We start from the raw sequence: 14,442 nt of genomic DNA on the forward strand, positions 1-14,442 counted from the left end.
GACATGGCGGATCCGATGATTTCCCCGGCTCGCCCCACCCTGCTCTTCGTGCACGGCTGGGCTTTCGACGCCCGCTTCTGGGACGGCCTGCGCCTGCGGCTCGGCGACTGGCCCCATGCGGTGGCCGACGCCGGCTATTACGGCGCCCCTGTCCATCCCCGGCCGGACGGTCCCGTGGTGGCCATCGGCCACTCGCTGGGCGTGCTGCGGCTGCTGGAAACCCTGCCGCCGCGCTGTGCCGGCCTGGTGTCGATCAACGGCTTCGCCCGCTTCGGCGGGGGGCCCGGGTTTCCGCAAGGCGTACCGCGCCGCCTGCTGGACCGCATGCTGGCGCGCCTGGCCGCCGAGCCCGAAGCCGCGGTGCGGGAGTTCCGGCAGCGTTGCGGCGCGGACGGCCCCGGCGGCGCGCCGCGCGCCGAGGCGCTGGCCGGCGGCCTGCAGGCGCTGCGCGATCTGGACCTGCGCCATGCCCTGGACGCCCTGCCCGTGCCGCTGCTGGCGCTGGCGGGCGGCGCCGATCCCATCGCGCCCCCCGCCCTCACGCAGGCCGCCTTCGCCGCGCGCCCGGCCGCCGAACTGCAATGGCTGCCCGAGGGCGGCCATCTGCTGCCGGCGACGCACGCGCCCTGGTGCGCGCAGCACATCCGCGCTTTCCTGGCGCGCCTGGCGCGGCCATGAACCCCGCCTCGCGCAAAGAAGCGGTGGCGCGGCGTTTCGGCGCGGCGGCCAGCGGCTATGAAGCGCACGCGTCCGTGCAGCGCACGGCCGCCGAGCGGCTGGCCCGCGACATCGCCCGCCTGCCGCTGCCGCCGCGCCCGCGCATCCTGGAAATCGGCTGCGGCACCGGCCTGCTCACGCGCGCCCTGGCTCGGCGGCTGGGGCCGGCGGACTGGACCGTCACCGACATCTCTCCCGGCATGCTGGAGGCCGCCCGGCGCGCCGGCGCGCTGCCCGCCGGGGCGCGCTGCCTGGTGCTGGACGGCGAGCATCCCGCGGGCCTCGAAGGCGGCTACCACCTGGTCTGCTCCAGCCTGGCCGTGCAGTGGTTCGGCGACCTGAACGCCGGGCTCGGCCGGCTTGCCGGGCTGCTGGCCCCGGGCGGCTACCTGGCCGTGGCCACGCTGGCCGCCGACACTTTCGAGCAGTGGCGCGCGGCGCACCGCGCCCTGGGCCTGCGGGCGGCGACGCCGCGCTATCCGCCCGCCGCGGCCATCCGTCCGGCCATGCGCAATATGGCCGGTGGCGTGCGCGAAGAACGCCTGATACAAGACTATCCGGACGGGCTGCGGTTCCTGCGGTCCCTGAAGGGCATAGGGGCCACGCTGCCCGCGCCCGGCCGGCCCGCGCTCGACGCGGCCGCGCTGCGCAGGGTGCTGGCGAAATTCGACGAACAGGGAGCCAGGGCGACCTATCACCTGGCCTACGGCATGTGGAATAGACAAGACAAGCGCCCCGCAGGCGTATTCGTGACCGGCACCGACACCGGCATCGGCAAGACGCTGGTGTCGGCCATCCTGGCCCGCGCCTGGGGCGCCGACTACTGGAAGCCCGTGCAGACGGGCCTGGCGGAAGAAACCGGCGACACCGAGACGGTGGCCGCGCTGGCCGAACTGCCGCCGGAGCGGGTGCACCTGCCGGCCTACGAGCTGCAGGCGCCGCTGTCGCCGTGGGCGGCGGCGTCGCTGGAGAACGCCGCGGTGGACGCGGCCTCGATCGCGCCGCCCGCGACCCGCGCGCCGCTGGTGGTCGAAGGCGCGGGCGGGCTGTACGTGCCGATCGACGAGCGGCACATGATGATCGACCTGATCGACCGGCTGGGGCTGCCCGTGGTGCTGGCCGCCCGCAGCGGCCTGGGCACCATCAACCACACGCTGCTGAGCCTGGAGGCGCTGCGCCGGCGCGCGATACCGGTGCTGGGCGTGGTCATGAGCGGACCGCTGTCGCCGGGCAACCGCCATGCCATCGAACGCTTCGGCAACGTGCGGGTGCTGGCCGAGATTCCGCCCCTGGCCGCCGTCGACGCGCGGGCCGTGGCCCGGCTGGCCGAAACCGTGCCGCCCCTGCAGGCTTGCCTGGCGGCGCTGGAAGCAGACGCGCGGCGCTGAAAACCCGGGCCGGCTGCCCCCGTTTTCAGCTCTCGCCCAGCACGCCGAGCGCGCGCAGCTCGGCCACGCGCCGCGGCGAAAGGCCGGCTTCGGCAAGCACCTCGTCGCTGTGCTCGCCGAAGGCCGGCGCGGCGCGCGGCGCGCCGGCGCGGCCCCGCTCGTGCTTGATCGCCTGGGCGAATCCCCGGTAGCTGCCCACCACCGGATGCGCATAGGTCGCCATCATGCCCTCGGCCTCGACCTGCGGAAAGTCGAACATGTCTTCCACTCCGCGCACGGCGGCGCAAGGCACTTCGTCGCCGAACACGGCTTCCCATTCGAGCGCGCCGCGGCGGCGCAGCGCCTGGCGCAGGCGGGGCACGATTTCGTCGCGGCGCTGGGCGCGCTTGCGCACGGTGTCGTAGCGCTCGTCGCGGGCCAGGTCGTCCAGGCCGGTCCTGGCGCACAGCGCCTGCCAGAAATGCGGCGTATTGGCCGACAGGTACAGGTAGCCGTCGCCCGTGGGATGCAGGCCGGTGATGCCGCCCGAGCGCATGTCGCGGCCGATGTCGCGCGGCTCGCCTTCCGCCCACACCAGGCGGGCCGACTGCAGGGCCAGCGCGCTGCGCAGCAGCGACACCCCCACGAACTGGCCTCGCCCGCTGCGCTCGCGCTCGTAGAGGGCGGATGCCACGCCCGCGGCCACCATGGCCGAAGCGTAGTAGTCCACGACCGAGCCGTACACGATCTCCGGCGGCCCGTCCGCCTTGCCTTGCAGCGCGCACATGCCCGTCATCGTCTGCAGCACCTGGTCGTAGCCCGCCTTGTCCTTCAGCGGGCCGGTTTCGCCATAGCCGCTCACCGCGCAATAGACGAGGCGGGGGTTGAGGGCCGAGAGGCGCTCGTAGTCGATGCCCAGGCGCGCCGGAACGCTGGGGCGGAAGTTGTGCACCAGTACGTCGGCGGTGCGCGCCAGCGCCAGCAGGACCTCCAGGCCCTCCTGGCGCTTGAGGTCCAGCGCCACCCCGCGCTTGCCGCGGTTCACGCCCAGGAAGGCGCGGCTTTCGGAGGCCAGCGTGGACGGGTATTTGCGCAGGTTGTCGCCGGCCGGCGGCTCGATCTTCACCACGTCGGCGCCCTGGTCGGCCAGCAGCGCGCAGCCGTAGGGGCCGGCAATGTAGGCGCTCAGGTCCAGCACCCGCACGCCGGAGAGCGGCCCGCCCGGCGAAGCGTGGGGCGCGCTCATCGCGGCCCCCCGCCGGCCGCGCGCAGCACGGCCTCGGCGCGCCGCAGGAACGGTCCGTCTATCATGCGTCCGTCCACCACGAAGGCGGCCACGCCGCGCGCGTCGGCGTCCCGCGCGGCTTCCACGACGCGGGCGGCATGCGCGACTTCCGCCTCGCTGGGGCGGAACGCTCCGTTGGCCAGCGGAACCTGGCTCGGGTGGATGCAGCTCTTGCCCAAAAACCCGAGCCGCCGGGCGAGCTCGGCCTCGGCCTGGAATCCGGCGGCGTCGGCGATGTCGGCAAAGGCAGAGTCGTAGGCGAAAACGCCGGCCTCGGCCGCGGCCAGCGCCAGGCTGAACATGACCTGCTGCACGGCGGCGGGCTCGCGCCGCGCGATGCCGGCGGGCTCGAAGAGATCGCCAAGCCCGAGCTGCAGCCCCGCCACGCTGGGATGCGCGGCCGCCAGGCTGGCGGCGCGCCGCAGCGCGGCCGGCGCCTCGATGTTGAGCAGCAGGCCGACGGGCTCGCGCACGCCGTTGGCGTAGGCCGCCTGCGCGATCGCCGCCGCGGCGGCGGCCACGTCTTCCACCCGCTGCGCCTTGGGCAGGTTGACCATGTGCAGCCCGGGCCGGACCACGGCGGCCAGGTCCGCGTGGAACTCGCTCGAATCCAGCGCGTTGACGCGGACGATGAGCGTCTTGCCGCTGGCGCGCGCGGCGGGGTCGGCCAGCAGCCCGGCGACGTTGGCGCGCGCCTCGGCCTTGCGGCCCGCGGCCACCGCGTCTTCCAGGTCGAACGACAGCGCGTCGGCGGGGCCGGCCAGCGCCTTGGCGAAAAGTTCCGGGCGGGATCCGGGAACGAACAGTTTGCTTCTCATTGCTTGCACTCGCATCTCGGCGGCCGCGCGCCGCACGTTACTGGGCGGAGATGTGGCGTTCCTCGGCCACCTGCTTCCATTTGCCGGCATCCGCGCGGACCAGGTCCGCGAACTGCGGCACGGTCAGCGTGGCCGGCACGGCGCTTTCCTCGGCAAACATGGCGCGCATCTTGTCGTCGGTGACAATGGCGCGTATTTCCTGGTTCAGGCGCTCGACCAGGGGCGCGGGCGCGCCCTGCGGCGCCAGGACGCCCCACCACAGCTCCACCGAATAGCCGGGCACGCTCTCGCCGATGGCGGGCAGGTCCGGATAGAACTGCGAGCGGCCGGGCGAAGTCACCGCCAGCACGCGCAGCCTGCCGCCCTTGAGCAGGGACGCCACGGAGGCGAAGCTGCCGATCACGAAATCCACGCGGCCGCCCGCGAGGTCGTTCAACGCCGGCGACATGCCCTTGTAGGGCACGTGCGTGAAAGAGGTCTGTGCGCCCCCCGCCAGGATTTCGCTCGCCATCTGGTTGACCGAGCCCACCCCGGCGCTGCCGTAGGTCAGCTTGCCCGGATCCTTGCGGCCCGCCGCCAGCAGGTCGGCCACGGAGCGGTACGGCGAATCCTTGCCCACCACCAGCGCCATGGGGCTGCGCGCCAGCATGGCCACCGGCGCGAAGCTGCGGACCACGTCGTACTTGAGGTTGGTTTGCACGGCGGCATTGGTCGTCAGCGTGGACGACGAGAGCATCAGCACCGAACCGTCCCTGGCCGCGCGCGAAACGTATTCCGCGCCGATGGCTCCGCCCGCGCCGGGCCGGTTCTCGACGATGACCGGCACCGACAGGCGGTCCGACAGTTTTTCGGCCAGTACGCGCGCGAACACGTCATTGCTGCCGCCGGGCGGAAAGGGCACCACCATGGTGATGTTCTGCGGCAGCGCGGGCGCACCCGCCGGGGCGGCCGCCGACGCGGGCGCGCCCGCGCACAGTCCGAGGCTCAATGCGGCCGCAAGGCCGGCCAGGGTCTTTTTCATCTTCAGTCTCCACTCCTCGATGGCCCGCCGCTGCGCGGCGCGGATCCGGTTGTTGTCCGTTGCGAATACTAGGCCCCGCCCCTGGTGATATAAAGCGAGGATTCTTAAAACGCTACGTGAGGATTTCTGATGAAGATCGAGTCTTTCCGTACCCTGAACGCGGTGCTGCGCGGCGGCAGTTTCGCGGCCGGCGCGGCCGACATGAACCTGTCTCCCAGCGCGGTCAGCCTGCAGATGAAGCAGATGGAGGAGTACTTCGGGCAGCCGCTGTTCGACCGCTCGGCGCTGCAGGTGCGTCCCAACGCCTTCGCCGCCGAAGTGGACGCCGTGCTGCAGGAGGCGCTGGCGCGCCTGGACGAACTGCGCCGGCGCAGCACCCCGGCCGTGGAAGGCAAGGTGCGGATGGGCATCATCGAACCCCTGCAGGTCACGCTGCTGCCGCCGCTGCTGCGCACCGTGCGCGAGCGCTACCCGAAGCTGGACGTGCGGCCCGTGCGCGGCCGCGTGGCCGACCTGGTCGAAAAGCTCAAGCGCGGCGAGATCGACGCGGCCATCATCGTGCAGCCCGAAACGGGCGGGTCCAGCCGGCTTGCGTGGACGCCGCTGTTTCGCGAGCGCCTCGTGCTGATCGCGCCGCCCGGCTCGCGCGAAAAGACCGTGGCCGAGCTGTTCCGCCGCCACGAATGGATACGCTTCGACAAGAGCACGGTGGGCGGCCGCATCGCGGCCCGCTATGTGGCGCAGCATGCGCCCCACGCCCGCTGCCGCCTGGAGATGCAGTCGCTGGCGGCGCTGACGGCGCTGGTGTCCGAGGGGCTGGGCGTGTGCATTCTGCCCGAGCCCGGCCGCAACCTGCTGGACGTGCATCCGGTGCGCGTGCTGCCGCTGGGCAAGAACGGGCCCTGCCGGCAGATCTCGTTCGTGAGCCGGCTGGCCGACCAGGAGAACCGGCTGGTCCAGGCGCTGCTGGATGGCGCGCAATCGGCGGCCGGGGAGACCGCTGCCGACAGGGCCGGCGGCCAGGCCGCGGCGGCGAACCCGTAAGCCACGCCGCGCCCGCTGACGGGCACGGACCGCCCGCAAAAAAAGCGGGTGCCCGCAGGCACCCTGAATCCACCCTACAACAACTACAGCACAACAGCACAGCGATCCGGGCCCGGCCAGGGGCCCGGCGGTGGCCCCGTCAGGCCGCCTTCTGCTCCTTGCCGTGTTCGAACTGCGCTTCTTCCGTGGAGCCGGTGAGCGCGGTCGTCGACGACTTGCCGCCTTCGATGGTCTGGGTCACGGCGTCGAAGTAGCCCGTGCCCACTTCGCGCTGGTGCTTCACGGCGGTGAAGCCCAGTTCGGCGGCGGCGAATTCTTTCTGCTGCAGTTCCACGAACGCGCTCATCTGGCGGCGGGCATAGCCGTGGGCCAGCTCGAACATGCCGTAGTTCAGCGCGTGGAAGCCGGCCAGCGTGATGAACTGGAACTTGTAGCCCATGGCGCCCAGCTCGCGCTGGAACTTGGCGATGGTGCCGTCGTCCAGGTTTTTCTTCCAGTTGAACGAAGGCGAGCAGTTGTAGGCCAGCAGCTTGCCCGGGAACTGGCGGTGGATGGCCTCGGCGAACTTGCGCGCGTATTCCAGGTTGGGCGTGGAGGTTTCGCACCAGATCAGGTCGGCGTACGGCGCATAGGCCAGGCCGCGCGAGATGGCCTGCTCGATGCCCGCGCGGGTGCGGAAGAAGCCTTCGACGGTGCGCTCACCCGTGATGTAGGGGCGGTCGTTCTCGTCCACGTCGCTGGTGACTAGGTCGGCCGCGTCGGCGTCGGTGCGAGCCAGCAGCACGGTGGGCGTGCCCATCACGTCGGCGGCCAGGCGCGCCGACACCAGCTTGGACACGGCTTCGCGGGTGGGCACCAGCACCTTGCCGCCCATGTGCCCGCACTTCTTCACGGAAGCGAGCTGATCTTCGAAGTGCACGCCGGCCGCGCCGGCCTCGATCATGCCCTTCATGAGTTCGAAGGCGTTGAGCACGCCGCCGAAACCCGCCTCGGCATCGGCCACGATGGGCGCGAAGAAGTCGATGTAGCCCTCGTCGCCCGGGTTCTTGCCTTCCATCCACTGGATCTGGTCGCAGCGGGTCAGCGTGTTGTTGATGCGGCGCACGACCTGCGGCACCGAGTTGGCGGGGTACAGCGACTGGTCGGGGTACATCTCGCCGGCCAGGTTGGCGTCGCCCGCCACCTGCCAGCCCGAGAGGTAGATCGCCTTCAGGCCGGCCTTGACCTGCTGCATGGCCTGGTTGCCGGTCAGGGCGCCCAGCGAATTGACGAAGGGCTCGCTGTGCAGCAGTTCCCAGAGCCGCGTGGCGCCGCGGCGGGCCAGCGTGTGCTCCACGGCGAGCGAGCCGCGCAGGCGGATCACGTCCTCGGCGGAATAGTCGCGCTTGATGCCTTGCCAGCGGGCGTTCTCGGCCCAGTCCTTCTGCAGATTGCGGATTTCGGTTTCGCGGTTGCTCATGGCGATGCTCCTGTCGGTAATGGGAAGACTTGCTTGGATCGGGGTGCTGCAATGCTTGAATCGTTGGAGAAAGTCTAAGCCTGTGCTGCAGGGCAAAGCGGCCTGATATCTTATATAAGACAAAAATTATTTTTCTTTAAAATCAATCAATTACAAACATCGTTTCGCATTACGAAAGCATGTTGTCAAGGATGAAATGGGTTTGCGCTGCTGCGCAGCACCCGCTTTCACATCTTGAAGACGGCATTTCACGATCCGGAAAATAGCCAGCCCGCAAGCGCCTAAAATGCCGGTATTTCCCGCAATGACCGAATCGCCATGACGCTGTCGCACGGCCCGCTGGGCCAACCCGTGAGCTATGCCTCGCAATACGATCCTTCGCTGCTCTTTCCCATCGCGCGCGCGCACAACCGCGCGGCGCTGGCGCTGGACCGCGGGCCGCTGCCCTTTCATGGCGTGGATATCTGGAATGCCTATGAGCTGTCGTGGCTGGACGCCAAGGGCAAGCCGCGCGTGGCCATGGCCACCTTCAGCGTGCCGGCCGACAGCCCCAACATCATCGAGTCCAAGTCGTTCAAGCTGTACCTGAACTCCTACAACCAGACGCGGCTGGTGAATTCGGCCGCGCTGCGCGGCCGGCTCGAGCGCGACCTGAGCGCGGCGGCGGGCGCGCCGGTGGGGCTGGATTTCATCCTGCCGCAGCGCTTCGGCGAGCTGCGCATGGCCGAGCCCGAAGGCATCTATATAGACAAGCTGGACGTGGAGATCGACACCTACGAGCCCGATGCCGGCCTGCTGCGCACGCGGCCCGGCGACCCCGTCGAGGAGACCTTGGCTTCGCGACTGCTGAAATCGAATTGCCCGGTGACCGGCCAGCCCGACTGGGCCACGCTGCAGATCCGCTACCGCGGCGCGCCCATCGACCGCGAATCGCTGCTGCGCTATGTGGTGTCGTTCCGCCAGCACGCGGAATTCCACGAGCATTGCGTGGAGCGCATCTACACCGACGTCATGCAGACCTGCCGGCCCGAGAAACTCACCGTGTACGCGCGCTACACGCGCCGCGGCGGCCTGGACATCAACCCCTGGCGCAGCAACTTCGAAGCGGCGCCGCCGCCGGAGGTGCGCACCGTCCGGCAATAGCGGGCCGCGCCTCGCCGGCCGAGCTGCGGCCGGCCCATCACGTCCACCGCCTGCGCCAGCGTGGCCGCCGCGCCGTCGTGGAAGTAGGGATAGGTCAGCGCCACGTTGCGCAGCGTGGGCACCTTGAAGTTGAACCTGCCGGCATCCTTGCCGGTCACCGCCGCGCGGCCCTCGGCCTTGTTGTCGGTCTGGCAGGGCATGACCGGGTCCGTCTTCTGGAACGAATTGCCGCCCACGCCCGGGCCGTTGTGGCAGGCGATGCAGCCGCTGCTCTTGAAGAGCTCGCAGCCCGCCAGCTCGCGCACCGTGAGGGCCTTCTTGTCGCCGCGCAGCCACTTGTCGAAGCGCGAATTGGGCGTACCAGCGTTTCCTCGAAGGCGGCCAGGGCCAGGGCTATTGCAACGGGCGGCGGCAAGCGGCGCTTTGCGGCGGGTCAAGTCCGGAACCGGGCGCTTGCGCCGCCGCTCCGGCGCAAGCGCCGCGCCGCCGGAAGCCTCAGGACCGGGCCGGCGCCCGGCCGCCCACGGCGTCGCCGCGGCGCGCCTGCACGGCGATCCACTGGGCCAGCAGCGCCGCGGCCGCGAAGGCCACGCCCGCGCCCACCCACGGCCCCTGGCGCAGGCCGGCGTCGAGCAGCAGGCCGAAGGCCAGCGGCCCCAGGGCCGAGCCCACGTCCATGCCGGAATACACCAGCCCGTACACCGAGCCTGTGGCGCCCTTGGGCGTGACGCGGCGGATCAGCATGTCGCGCGAGGGCGCGGCCACGCCGGAGCAGAACCCCGCCAGCCCCACCACGGGCGCGGCCAGCGCCGGCGGCACCAGGCCCAGCGCCAGCACCACCAGGGTCAGGCCGGCCAGCACGAGCGCCACGGTCACGGTGAGCTCGGTGCGCGGATGGGCCGACACCAGGAAACCGCCGGCGGCCATGCCCAGCGCCGATGCCACCATGTAGCCGGAAAGCGCCGAGCTGGCGGCCACCTTGGACAGCGCGTAGAGCTCGCCGAGCAGGGGAATGGTGTAGTTCTGGACCGACGACAGCGCGATCGACGTGCAGGCGAAGAACAGGAACGTTCCCCAGAGCGCCGGCCGCGCCAGCAACGCGCCCAGCGTGCCCAGCACGCCCTGTTGCGGCGCGGCGGCCTGCGCGGCGGCGGGGCGCGCCTCGCCGCCGTGCTCCGGTTGCGCGCCGCCGATCAGGTCGCGCCCCAGCACCGTGAGCAGCAACACCACGGCCACCAGCGCGGCGGCGCTGAAGGCGGCCGTGCGCCAGTCGGCCAGCAGCGTGATGGTGGTCATGAACACCGGCGTCAGGGCCCAGCCCAGGTTGCCCGTAAGCCCGTGCGCGGAGAACGCGTGCCCCAGGCGCTGCGGGCTGACGCGGTGGTTGAGGATGGAATAGTCGGCCGGATGGAAGATGGCGTTGCCGATGCCGCCCACCACGGCCGCTGTCATCAGCATGGGGTAGCCGGTGGCTGCCCCGATCAGCACGCCCGAGGCCACGAAGCAGCCCAGCCCGAACCACAGCACCGGACGCGCGCCGACGCGGTCGACCACGAAACCCGAGGACGCCTGGCCGATTCCGGAAACCACGTAGAACGCGGACACCAACAGGCCGAGCCGGGCGAAGTCGAGGCTGAACTCGCGGCCCAGCGACACGTACAGCGACGGCAGCACGAGCTGGAAGAAGTGGGAACTGGCGTGCGCCACGCCGATCAGCAGGATGATCTGCCAATCGCGGCGGCGGAGCATGGCGGGGTCTGGAATGGAAGGCGTTGCTGCGGTCGTCATGGCATGGGGCCGCCACGGGCGGCGTCGGACGGCCGTCCTGGGGACGGCGCGCGGGTTGTCTCCGGCGGCGCCCCGCGGCGGGGCGCCGGTTCCTGGGCGGGTTGCGCGCGCCGGGTGCGCGCGCCCCGCTCTGATTGCGCCCTGGGCCGCCGCGAAGCCGGCCCGCGGCGGTTTACTGCGATTTCTCGCGGATGGCGGGCCAGGCGCGCTGCAGGTAATACAGCATGGACCAGACCGTCAGCACGGCGGCCACCACGATCAGCACGTCGCCCAGCAGCCGGCTGCTGATGCCCAGCAGGGGTTGGTCGTACAGCAGGCATGGAATGGCGACCATCTGCGCGGCGGTCTTGAACTTGCCCAGCCGGTGCACCGCCACGCTGGCGCTGGCGCCGATCTTGGCCATCCATTCGCGCAGCGCCGAAATCGTGATCTCGCGGCCGATGATGATGAGCGAGATGAACGCATCCACCCGGCTCAGGTCGAGCAGCACGATGAGGGCGGCGCAGACCATGAGCTTGTCGGCCACGGGGTCGAGAAAGGCGCCGAAGGCCGAGGTCTGGTTCCAGCGCCGGGCCAGCCAGCCATCGAACCAGTCGGTGAGCGCGGCGACGATGAAGGCCCACGCGGCCAGCGTATCGCGCATGGGCACGCTCATCCAGCTCTCGGGCAGGTAGAAGAGGCCGACCACCAGCGGGATCATGGCGATACGCAGCCATGTCAGGATTATGGGTACGTTTAAAGGCATAGTGACCGTATGCTACATCATGGAGCCACCCCCGGAGCGCCTGCGGCGCTGCTCCGCGAGGGGGGACCGCCGAGGGGACGCCTCGGCGGAGCCGGATCCGCGAGGACTGGCCCGGGAAAAGGACATCGGCTTGCGCGCGGGGGGTGCCCCCAGGCTGGGAAATGGCGGGCTTGCGCGGGCTTTGCCGCACGGCCGGATCAACGCAAGGCTTCATAGATGCGGATGGCGAGCTCCTGGGAGATGCCGTCCACCGAAGCCAGGTCCTCGATGCTGGCGGAGGCCACGCCCGAAAACCCGCCGAACCGCGCCAGCAGACGCTGGCGGCGCCGCGCGCCCACGCCTTCGATCTCTTCCAGCCGCGACACGTTGCGCGCCTTGGCGCGCCGCGCCCGCATGCCGGTGATGGCGAAACGGTGGGCTTCGTCGCGCACCTGGGCAATGAGCATCAGCGCGGCCGATTCCTTGCCCAGCGCCACGGGCGGGCGGCCGTCGGCGAACACCAGGGTTTCCAGGCCCACCTTGCGCCCTTCCCCCTTGGCCACGCCCACCAGGGTCTGGATGTCCAGGCCCAGCTCGGCGAACACCTGGCGCGCCACTTCCACCTGACCCTTGCCGCCGTCGATCAGCACCAGGCCCGGCATGGGCGCGTCGCCGTCGGCCACCTTGGCGAAACGGCGCGTCAGCACCTGGCGCATGGCGGCGTAGTCGTCGCCGGGCGTGATGCCCGCGATGTTGTAGCGGCGATACAGCGAAGGCTGCATGTCGTGGTGCTCGTACACTACACAGGACGCCTGGGTCGCCTCGCCGGCCGTGTGGCTGATGTCGAAACATTCGATGCGCAGCGCGTCCAGCGCGGATTCGTCGGTGTCGAGGTCCAGCGTCTCGGCCAGCGCCAGGGTGCGCGCGGCGCGCGCCCCGGATTCGGTGAGCACGCGCGCCAGGGCCAGCTCCGCGTTCTTCTGCGCCTGCTCCAGCCATGCGCGGCGCGCGCCCTGGGGCCGGGTCAGCACCCGCGCGGAACGGCCGCCCGCCTGTTCGGCCAGCAGCTCGACCAGGGTGGGGTCGGGCAAGGCGTGGCTGCACACCAGCACCGGCGGCATGGCGTTGTCCGCGTAATGCTGCGCCACGAAGGCTTCCAGCACCTGCGGGGCCGCCTCGCCTTCGGCGTGCGACGGAAAGAACGGCTTGTCGCCCAGGTGCCTGCCCCCGCGCACCATGGCCAGGTTCACGCAGACCCTGCCGCCGGCGGCGGCCACGGCGACGATGTCCGTGTCTTCGCCGCTGGCGCTTTCCATGGTCTGCTGGTGCAGCACCCGCGCCAGCGACCCCATCTGGTCGCGCAGCGCGGCCGCTTCCTCGAAACGCAGCTCGCTGGACGCCTGGAGCATGCGGGCCTCGATCTCGCCCATGACCTCCTTGGCCTCGCCGTTCAGGAAACGCACCGCGCGCTGCACGTCGCGCGCGTAGTCTTCCCCGGCGATCGCGCCCACGCAGGGCGCGGAGCAGCGGCCGATCTGGTGCAGCAGGCAGGGACGCGAGCGGTTGGCGAAAACCGTGTCCTCGCAGGTGCGCAGACGGAAGACCTTCTGCAGGATCTGTATGGTTTCGCGCACCGCCCAGGCATTGGGAAACGGCCCGAAGAACTGCCCGCGCTTGCTGGTGGCGCCGCGGTAATAGGCGATGCGCGGCCAGGCGTGGCCGGTGATGTGCAGGTACGGGTACGACTTGTCGTCGCGGAACAGGATGTTGTAGCGCGGCTTGAGGCTCTTGATGAGGTTGTTCTCGAGGATCAGGGCCTCGGCCTCGGAGCGCGTGACGGTGACCTCCAGCCGCGCCACCTTCGCCACCATCTGGGCGATGCGCGGGCTGGCGAGGTTTTTCTGAAAGTACGACGAGACGCGCTTTTTCAGGTCGCGCGCCTTGCCGACGTACATGACCTCGCCTGCCGCGTCCAGGTGCCGGTACACGCCCGGCAAATGCGGCAGGTCAGCCAGAAACGATTTGAGATTGAAGTCGTCGGGCATGCTGGTAACGGCTTTCGGACTGCAGGGTGTCCCAGTCGGGCGCCTCGAAGCGCGGCATCAGGCGGCGGATGCGCTCGACCGAGGCGGCCGGGTGCTCCGTGTCCAGCCGGGCCAGCAGCTCGTCGGCCAGGTCGGGGCGGTTGCATACCAGTACCATATCGCAACCCGCGCCCAGCGCGGCCCGGGCCCGCGCCAGGATGTCCCCGGCCACCGAAGCGCCTTCCATGGTGAGGTCGTCGGAAAACACCACGCCGTCGTAGCCCAGCCGCTTGCGCAGGATGTCCTGCACCCAGCGCCGCGAGAACCCGGCGGGATGCTTGTCCACCTTGGGATAGATGACGTGGGCGGGCATGACCGAAGGCAGCACCGCGTCGCCCAGCCAGGCATACGGCGCGGCGTCTTCTTCGAGGATGCGCGCAAGCGGGCGCGGGTCCACCGGGATCTCGTGGTGCGAATCGGCCTGCACGAATCCGTGCCCCGGAAAATGCTTGCCGCAGGCGGCCATGCCGGCCAGGGCCAGGCCCTGGATCAGGGCGCGCGACAGCATGGCCACCACGCGCGGGTCGCGGTGGAAGGCGCGGTTGCCGATCACCTTGCTCACGCCGTAGTCCAGGTCGAGCACGGGCGTGAAACTCAGGTCCACGCCGCAGGCGCGCAGCTCGGCGGCCAGCACGTAGCCCGCCTCCGTGGCCTGGCGCATGGCGGCCAGCGGATCGCGGTCCCAGGCCTCGCCCAGCGCCCGCATGGGCGGCAGCGGCGTGAAGCCGTCTTCGCGGAATCGCTGCACGCGGCCGCCCTCGTGATCGACGGCGATCAGCAGCCTTTCCTTGCGCGCCTTGTGGATCTGGCGCGTGAGCTCGGCCAGCTGCCGGCGGTCGCTGAAATTGCGGGCAAAGAGGATCACGCCGCCGACCAGCGGATGGCGCAGGCGTTCTTTCTCTTCCCTGGTGAGGGTCAGGCCGGCCACGTCGACCATGACCGGTCCCGGAGGCAATACCGCCCTGGATTTTTTCTTGGCCATGCAAGGGTTT

12 protein-coding genes and 1 pseudogene are annotated in these 14,442 nt (G+C 70.6%); 4 read left to right on the forward strand and 9 right to left on the reverse strand.

The features are described 5' to 3' along the window. Window positions 1–3 precede the first annotated feature (3 nt). Both NGJ44_RS16025 and bioD read left to right on the forward strand, forming a co-directional pair. Window positions 4–678, forward strand: coding sequence for an alpha/beta fold hydrolase (locus NGJ44_RS16025; protein ID WP_251864556.1), 675 nt, complete (start codon window positions 4–6; stop codon window positions 676–678). Next, window positions 675–2,105 (forward strand): dethiobiotin synthase, encoded by a 1,431-nt coding sequence (gene bioD / locus NGJ44_RS16030; RefSeq protein ID WP_251864557.1) that lies wholly within the window; start codon window positions 675–677, stop codon window positions 2,103–2,105. The genes NGJ44_RS16025 and bioD overlap by 4 nt, the downstream gene beginning before the upstream one ends. Before the next feature lie 25 nt (window positions 2,106–2,130). Here the strand turns inward: bioD and NGJ44_RS16035 are convergent, their stop codons facing one another. The 3 genes from NGJ44_RS16035 to NGJ44_RS16045 are packed head-to-tail and all read right to left on the reverse strand — an operon-like array spanning window position 2,131 to window position 5,208. Beyond that, window positions 2,131–3,330 (reverse strand): CaiB/BaiF CoA transferase family protein, encoded by a 1,200-nt coding sequence (locus NGJ44_RS16035; protein ID WP_251864558.1) that lies wholly within the window; start codon window positions 3,328–3,330, stop codon window positions 2,131–2,133. Beyond that, window positions 3,327–4,187 (reverse strand): HpcH/HpaI aldolase/citrate lyase family protein, encoded by an 861-nt coding sequence (locus NGJ44_RS16040; protein ID WP_251864559.1) that lies wholly within the window; start codon window positions 4,185–4,187, stop codon window positions 3,327–3,329. The genes NGJ44_RS16035 and NGJ44_RS16040 overlap by 4 nt, the downstream gene beginning before the upstream one ends. A gap of 37 nt (window positions 4,188–4,224) precedes the next feature. Continuing rightward, complete coding sequence (locus NGJ44_RS16045; RefSeq protein WP_251864560.1) at window positions 4,225–5,208, reverse strand: tripartite tricarboxylate transporter substrate binding protein; 984 nt, start codon at window positions 5,206–5,208, stop codon at window positions 4,225–4,227. A 129-nt stretch (window positions 5,209–5,337) separates the two neighbouring features. Here NGJ44_RS16045 and NGJ44_RS16050 point away from each other — a divergent pair, with 129 nt between their 5' ends. Continuing rightward, window positions 5,338–6,252, forward strand: coding sequence for a LysR family transcriptional regulator (locus NGJ44_RS16050; protein WP_053246621.1), 915 nt, complete (start codon window positions 5,338–5,340; stop codon window positions 6,250–6,252). Between the two features lie 139 nt (window positions 6,253–6,391). On the opposite strand, the gene aceA is transcribed toward NGJ44_RS16050, so the two are convergent. After that, entirely contained in the window at window positions 6,392–7,711 is a 1,320-nt protein-coding gene (gene aceA, locus NGJ44_RS16055) for an isocitrate lyase (RefSeq protein ID WP_053246620.1), read from the reverse strand. A 318-nt stretch (window positions 7,712–8,029) separates the two neighbouring features. Between aceA and queF the strand changes: the two genes are divergently transcribed. Continuing rightward, complete coding sequence (gene queF, locus NGJ44_RS16060; protein ID WP_053246619.1) at window positions 8,030–8,854, forward strand: NADPH-dependent 7-cyano-7-deazaguanine reductase QueF; 825 nt, start codon at window positions 8,030–8,032, stop codon at window positions 8,852–8,854. Between the two features lie 11 nt (window positions 8,855–8,865). Here queF and NGJ44_RS16065 read toward each other — a convergent pair. The 5 genes and pseudogenes from NGJ44_RS16065 to nagZ all read right to left on the reverse strand — a co-directional run. Then, window positions 8,866–9,251, reverse strand: a pseudogene (locus NGJ44_RS16065) (cytochrome-c peroxidase); the annotation flags it as partial. A gap of 98 nt (window positions 9,252–9,349) precedes the next feature. Further along, window positions 9,350–10,642: an MFS transporter gene (locus NGJ44_RS16070; protein ID WP_251864561.1), complete on the reverse strand. Its 1,293-nt coding sequence runs from the start codon at window positions 10,640–10,642 to the stop codon at window positions 9,350–9,352. A 172-nt stretch (window positions 10,643–10,814) separates the two neighbouring features. Continuing rightward, window positions 10,815–11,387 (reverse strand): CDP-diacylglycerol--glycerol-3-phosphate 3-phosphatidyltransferase, encoded by a 573-nt coding sequence (gene pgsA / locus NGJ44_RS16075; protein ID WP_251864562.1) that lies wholly within the window; start codon window positions 11,385–11,387, stop codon window positions 10,815–10,817. A gap of 197 nt (window positions 11,388–11,584) precedes the next feature. Continuing rightward, window positions 11,585–13,411: an excinuclease ABC subunit UvrC gene (gene uvrC, locus NGJ44_RS16080; RefSeq protein ID WP_251864563.1), complete on the reverse strand. Its 1,827-nt coding sequence runs from the start codon at window positions 13,409–13,411 to the stop codon at window positions 11,585–11,587. Beyond that, window positions 13,374–14,432 carry a beta-N-acetylhexosaminidase gene (nagZ, locus tag NGJ44_RS16085; RefSeq protein ID WP_251864564.1) on the reverse strand — a complete coding sequence of 353 codons (1,059 nt, stop codon included), beginning with the start codon at window positions 14,430–14,432 and terminating at the stop codon, window positions 13,374–13,376. Before nagZ ends, uvrC begins: the two co-directional genes overlap by 38 nt. Window positions 14,433–14,442: the final 10 nt, after the last annotated feature.

The sequence above is a fragment of the Achromobacter sp. Marseille-Q4962 genome (assembly GCF_943737005.1).
GTDB lineage: Bacteria > Pseudomonadota > Gammaproteobacteria > Burkholderiales > Burkholderiaceae_B > Achromobacter.

What these genes read in the sequence shown, in the direction of transcription:
- NGJ44_RS16045 (WP_251864560.1), bottom strand. Translation starts at nt 5,208, where the DNA reads ATGAAAAAGACCCTGGCCGGCCTTGCGGCCGCATTGAGCCTCGGACTG.
- uvrC (WP_251864563.1), bottom strand. Translation starts at nt 13,411, where the DNA reads ATGCCCGACGACTTCAATCTCAAATCGTTTCTGGCTGACCTGCCGCAT.
- aceA (WP_053246620.1), bottom strand. Translation starts at nt 7,711, where the DNA reads ATGAGCAACCGCGAAACCGAAATCCGCAATCTGCAGAAGGACTGGGCC.
- NGJ44_RS16035 (WP_251864558.1), bottom strand. Translation starts at nt 3,330, where the DNA reads ATGAGCGCGCCCCACGCTTCGCCGGGCGGGCCGCTCTCCGGCGTGCGG.
- queF (WP_053246619.1), top strand. Translation starts at nt 8,030, where the DNA reads ATGACGCTGTCGCACGGCCCGCTGGGCCAACCCGTGAGCTATGCCTCG.
- NGJ44_RS16050 (WP_053246621.1), top strand. Translation starts at nt 5,338, where the DNA reads ATGAAGATCGAGTCTTTCCGTACCCTGAACGCGGTGCTGCGCGGCGGC.
- bioD (WP_251864557.1), top strand. Translation starts at nt 675, where the DNA reads ATGAACCCCGCCTCGCGCAAAGAAGCGGTGGCGCGGCGTTTCGGCGCG.
- pgsA (WP_251864562.1), bottom strand. Translation starts at nt 11,387, where the DNA reads ATGCCTTTAAACGTACCCATAATCCTGACATGGCTGCGTATCGCCATG.
- NGJ44_RS16040 (WP_251864559.1), bottom strand. Translation starts at nt 4,187, where the DNA reads ATGAGAAGCAAACTGTTCGTTCCCGGATCCCGCCCGGAACTTTTCGCC.
- NGJ44_RS16070 (WP_251864561.1), bottom strand. Translation starts at nt 10,642, where the DNA reads ATGACGACCGCAGCAACGCCTTCCATTCCAGACCCCGCCATGCTCCGC.
- NGJ44_RS16025 (WP_251864556.1), top strand. Translation starts at nt 4, where the DNA reads ATGGCGGATCCGATGATTTCCCCGGCTCGCCCCACCCTGCTCTTCGTG.
- nagZ (WP_251864564.1), bottom strand. Translation starts at nt 14,432, where the DNA reads ATGGCCAAGAAAAAATCCAGGGCGGTATTGCCTCCGGGACCGGTCATG.